Annotated in this window: 6 protein-coding genes and 1 pseudogene; 6 read left to right on the top strand and 1 reads right to left on the bottom strand. The window is 38.6% G+C overall.

Going from position 1 to position 4780, the window contains the following annotated elements; genetic code table 11:
- The first annotated feature begins 79 nt into the window (after window positions 1–79).
- The 5 genes from BHE89_RS09665 to BHE89_RS09650 all read left to right on the top strand — a co-directional run bounded on the left by BHE89_RS09665 (window position 80) and on the right by BHE89_RS09650 (window position 3080).
- Window positions 80–517: an RraA family protein gene (locus BHE89_RS09665; protein ID WP_286146037.1), complete on the top strand. Its 438-nt coding sequence runs from the start codon at window positions 80–82 to the stop codon at window positions 515–517.
- A gap of 89 nt (window positions 518–606) precedes the next feature.
- The gene (locus BHE89_RS25480) at window positions 607–927 is read left to right on the top strand and encodes a hypothetical protein (RefSeq protein WP_286146036.1); all 321 of its coding nucleotides are present in this window, start codon (window positions 607–609) and stop codon (window positions 925–927) included.
- A 281-nt stretch (window positions 928–1208) separates the two neighbouring features.
- Window positions 1209–1607, top strand: coding sequence for a cupin domain-containing protein (locus tag BHE89_RS09655; protein ID WP_069369654.1), 399 nt, complete (start codon window positions 1209–1211; stop codon window positions 1605–1607).
- A 59-nt stretch (window positions 1608–1666) separates the two neighbouring features.
- Entirely contained in the window at window positions 1667–1975 is a 309-nt protein-coding gene (locus tag BHE89_RS25475; protein WP_286146035.1) for a 3-deoxy-7-phosphoheptulonate synthase, read from the top strand.
- 40 nt (window positions 1976–2015) lie between these two features.
- On the top strand, window positions 2016–3080 hold the full coding sequence (locus BHE89_RS09650; RefSeq protein ID WP_353615117.1) for a 3-deoxy-7-phosphoheptulonate synthase: 1065 nt from the start codon (window positions 2016–2018) through the stop codon (window positions 3078–3080).
- Between the two features lie 80 nt (window positions 3081–3160).
- Here BHE89_RS09650 and tsaD read toward each other — a convergent pair whose 3' ends face one another.
- Window positions 3161–4180, bottom strand: coding sequence for a tRNA (adenosine(37)-N6)-threonylcarbamoyltransferase complex transferase subunit TsaD (tsaD, locus tag BHE89_RS09645; protein WP_069369656.1), 1020 nt, complete (start codon window positions 4178–4180; stop codon window positions 3161–3163).
- 342 nt (window positions 4181–4522) lie between these two features.
- Between tsaD and rpsU the strand changes: the two are divergent.
- Window positions 4523–4739: pseudogene (gene rpsU, locus BHE89_RS09640) on the top strand (30S ribosomal protein S21).
- Window positions 4740–4780 lie beyond the last annotated feature (41 nt).

The following is a 4780-nucleotide window of genomic DNA, read 5'->3' as shown; positions in this document are numbered from 1 at the left end:
ATTGCCGGCGGCTATGAATTAATTACAGAGGCGGCTCTTGCGGGTGGAATGAGTTGTACTTATTTTGAGAAGCTCGGATTTGAAGCCGTTATTCTCGGAAAAACAGCCCTCAACTTGGGAGCAAGTAAGCCCTTTTCTCGTTCCTGAATTAACAGAGGCCAAAGGATTAATCTATATTGCCGGCGGCTATGAATTAATTACAGAGGCGGCTCTTGCGGGTGGAATGAGTTGTACTTATTTTGAGAAGCTCGGATTTGAAGCCGTTATTCTCGGAGGAGCTGTACGCGATAAAAATGAACTGATGGATTTAACAATACCCGTTATTGCCACTAATCTTACTCCCACAGATACACAAGGAGCCTACCTTGTGAGTGAGACCGGAACTCATTGCACAATTGAATATTCAACGATTTATAGTGGCGATCTCGTCGTTTCAGATCCTAATGGCACCGTAATTATTCCTCTAGATCTCATTGAGAGCGTACTACAAAAAGCAAAAAAAAATTCATCGCATTGAAAGCAGTATGATAAAAAAAAATCAAGCAAGGGGAACGCTTACCTGAGCTAATTAACACAACTGGTCGTATATAATTGAGGCATCATAAAATGATAAATATTCATACATTAGGGCCTTCTGGAACAAACTGTGAAAAGGCTGCACACTACTGGTTAAATAAAAATAATCGACAAGGTAATATTATTCTTCACCCTACGCTAGAAACAGCAGTGAAAGAAATGGATAACAGTTCAAATAGTGTTTTGTTAGGTTGTATTGTTTATCCCTATTTACATAATATCGTTTTTAGCAATCTTTCATTTATCAAATTAACCGATTGCTTTGTTATGGACACCCATAATATGTTATTTGCCAGTCGATTTAATAATATTAATGAGATAAAAAAAATTAGGCTCTCACCCTGCGCCTAAAAGATCTATTTAAAAAAAATAAAAGAACTCGATAATATAGAGAAGTTATTATTTAATTCAAATAGTGAAGCAGCTCTCCAATGTAGTTTAGGTAATGTTGATGGTTGTATTACAACTTTAAACGCAGCTGAAAAACACCATTTAAACATTCTCTCTGATTTTGGCCCTATTCCTATGGGGTTTTCAATTCATTCTAAATTAATTTAATTCAGTTTTTTATTATAAAAAATTTATATTTAAATTAATTATTAACTTGTTTATTTAATAATGAGGCTATCAATATGAGTTTATATTTATCTAATGAAATGATCTCTTACGATATGGATTTGAATAGAAATGAAGGTGAAGAAAGTAAAATCCAAGCTAAGTTTATTCATGGAACTGATTTTACAATTGCATTTTGGACATTTAAACCTAATGCCGTTATCCCTGAGCATAAACACGAGCATGAGACTGCAACAACAATATTAAAGGGTTCACTCAAACTCACTGTTAATGATCGCATCGTATATTTACATGCAGGTGACTCTTTTATTATTCCCTCTTGGGCGATTCATCACGCTATTGCACTAGAGCCTTCTGAAGTTATTGATGTGTATACCCCAGTAAGAGAAGACTATGTCGCAAGACAAAATGGTATTATCAAAACCTATTTAGAGACCTCTCAACCACAAGAATAAGCGTGTAGCGAGGCTTAATCCTCGCTTATCTTTTCTCGTTAGTTATAGGAGTACTCGCAATGCTTAGCACTTATGATATTGATGTTTTGACTGGACGTAATGATAAAGCACACCAATTCGCTAACAATAAGCTATTAAATAATGTGGTTCCATTATCATGGCGACCTTCATCGTGGAAGGCATTACCGTCCAAACAACTACCAGAATATCCCGATATTCATGCACTGACTTATTGCCAAGAAAAATTAAAAAACAGTCCACCGTTAGTTCTAGCATCAGAAATAAGAGAATTTAAAAATTTATTAAAACTAGTAGCGAAAGGAGAAGCTTTTCTCCTTCAGGGGGGGGGATTGCGCAGAATCTTTTGATAATTGCCAATCAACTATTATTCGAGATTTAACCTTTACCTTGGCACAAATGTCTGCATTGATAGAGCAATCAACCGGATTACCTGTGATAAAGTTGGCACGTATCGCGGGTCAATATGCCAAGCCTCGTAGCCAGCCTTTTGAAACACAAAACGGCTTAACCTTACCCAGCTATCGCGGTGAAATCATTAATGGTTTAGATTTCTCAACCAAAAGCAGAGAGCCTGAACCCTTAAGAATGATCACGGCTTATCATCATTCTGCGGTCACATTAAATTTGTTACGAGCAATGAATTGTACTCAATATGCGAGGCATAAAAACGCACTAGAGATTAAAACCTACCCAGGTTCAACAGAGCCAGCTCACTATTCTAATTTATTGGAGCAACTCTATCATTCTCAGCAATATATTATCAATAAATGTCCCGATACTTCCTCCTATTATATCAGCCATGAAGCATTACTTTTACATTATGAAGAGGCAATGAGCCGCCAAGATTCTGAAGATAATAAATGGTATAACTGCTCAGCGCACATGGTTTGGGTTGGAGAAAGAACAACCGATATTGATCACGCTCATATTGAATATCTTCGCGGGATAGAAAATCCTATTGGTATAAAATGTAGTTCAAGAATGTCAGGCGAAAAACTTATTTCGCTTATTGATAGGCTAAATCCTGAAAATGAAGTAGGTAAAATCATTTTAATTGTACGAATGGGAAAAGATGCCATTCATTCTCATCTACCTGAATTGGTTAAAGCCATACAACATCATCATCGTTCTGTTATCTGGCTTATTGATCCTATGCATGGCAATACACAGTCTACAAGCGCAGGTATCAAGACTCGCCATTTTCCTGATATTGCCTCAGAAACTCGTGCTTTTATTCATATTCTTCATGATATGGGGATTCAGGCAGGAGGAATACATTTAGAAATGACAGGACAGGAAGTCACGGAATGCACAGGTGGATTACAACAAATTAATCCTACAGACTTAAGTCATGGGTACCAAACGTTATGTGATCCTCGACTTAATCGAACACAATCATTAGAACTTGCTTTTCTTGTAGGACAACACTGGACAACAATGTCTTATAGCTAACTCTAAAATAATGAGATAAAAAAGCGCTTTGATAACATACCAAAGCGCTCCATCTTTGAATTATTTTTAGCTTATTACGATTAACGTGTTAATGCAGGTAATTCCGCTAAAGGCCAACGTGGTCTTACTGTCACACTTAACGGGCCTTCAGTACCGCCTTTAAAGCGGATCATGCCTGCTAGTGCAATCATTGCACCATTATCAGTACACAATTCAGGGCGCGCATAAAAAACTTCACCGTCTAATTGTTTCATTACGGTTTCCATTTTTGCACGCAATGTACGGTTAGCACTGACACCTCCCGCCATCACTAAACGTTTAAAACCAGTTTGTTCTAACGCTCTACGACATTTTATCGCCAGCGTATCAACAACCGCATCTTCAAATGCACGAGCAATATCCGCGCGAGTTTGGTCTGAATCATCATTTTGACGGATAGTATTCGCCGCAAAAGTTTTTAAACCTGAGAAACTAAAATCAAGTCCAGGTCTGTCGGTCATTGGACGAGGAAAAACAAAGCGACCTTCTGTACCTTGTTGTGCCATTTTCGATAATACTGGACCGCCAGGGTAATCTAATCCCAACAATTTTGCCGTTTTATCAAAAGCTTCACCAGCAGCATCATCAATAGATTCACCTAATAAGGTGTATTCGCCAATTCCCGTCACACTAATTAACTGTGTATGCCCACCAGAAACCAGAAGTGCGACAAATGGAAATTCAGGTGTTTTCTCTTCAAGCATAGGTGCCAATAAATGGCCTTCCATATGGTGAACAGGGATCGCAGGAACATCCCACGCAAAAGCTAATGAACGTCCAATAGTTGCGCCTACAAGCAACGCGCCAACAAGACCAGGGCCAGCGGTATAAGCAACCGCATCAATATCTTGTGCCGTAAGATTTGCTTCTTTTAGTGCCGCTTGAATAAGCGGTACTGTTTTACGGATATGATCCCGTGAAGCAAGCTCAGGAACGACACCACCATAATCAGCGTGCAGTTTAATTTGGCTATAAAGTTGATTCGCTAATAGACCGGCTTTATCATCGTAAATTGCGATACCGGTTTCATCGCAAGATGTTTCAATACCTAAAACTCGCATGACGCTTCCAAATTCTTCTTCGCGGACCCGCGTAATAAATCAATTGTACCATTATTTCGATGATTTTATACGCCTTCAACACATCTTTTACATACCAGCATGTGACAAATTCCTTTTTCTGTTCTATAATTATCCACCTATTTTAAATGATTTAAATGTGTGGTTAGCGATTTTCGCTTTTCGTGTTCTCCCCAAAAAGACACAAAAGTGAGAGTTTGCGTTTCAATTTTGTGCATCTCTTTACAAAGTGCCCTGCTTTGAAGTAAAATTCCGCACCATTTTAAATGTCGGCTGGCTAAAATAATGCCAGCGCAAACCGATTTCTATTGAGGTGAGAGGCACATGCCGGTAATCAAAGTACGTGAAAACGAGCCATTTGACGTTGCTCTTCGTCGTTTCAAACGCTCTTGTGAAAAAGCAGGCGTATTAGCAGAAGTTCGTCGTCGTGAGTTTTATGAAAAACCAACGACTGAACGTAAACGCGCTAAAGCATCAGCAGTAAAAACGTCACGCTAAAAAATTAGCTCGCGAAAACGCACGTCGTACTCGTCTGTACTAATATTTTGCGGCTTATACCGCAACGTATGCAGACACTGTAGT

This window comes from Shigella sp. FC1967 (assembly GCF_001743005.1).
Lineage (GTDB): Bacteria > Pseudomonadota > Gammaproteobacteria > Enterobacterales > Enterobacteriaceae > Proteus.
This window is presented reverse-complemented; position numbering and strand designations above follow the sequence as displayed.

Excerpts from the sequence above, each read along its gene's own strand:
- BHE89_RS25480 (WP_286146036.1), top strand. The coding sequence starts at position 607 with ATGATAAATATTCATACATTAGGGCCTTCTGGAACAAACTGTGAAAAG.
- BHE89_RS09655 (WP_069369654.1), top strand. The coding sequence starts at position 1,209 with ATGAGTTTATATTTATCTAATGAAATGATCTCTTACGATATGGATTTG.
- BHE89_RS25475 (WP_286146035.1), top strand. The coding sequence starts at position 1,667 with ATGCTTAGCACTTATGATATTGATGTTTTGACTGGACGTAATGATAAA.
- tsaD (WP_069369656.1), bottom strand. The coding sequence starts at position 4,180 with ATGCGAGTTTTAGGTATTGAAACATCTTGCGATGAAACCGGTATCGCA.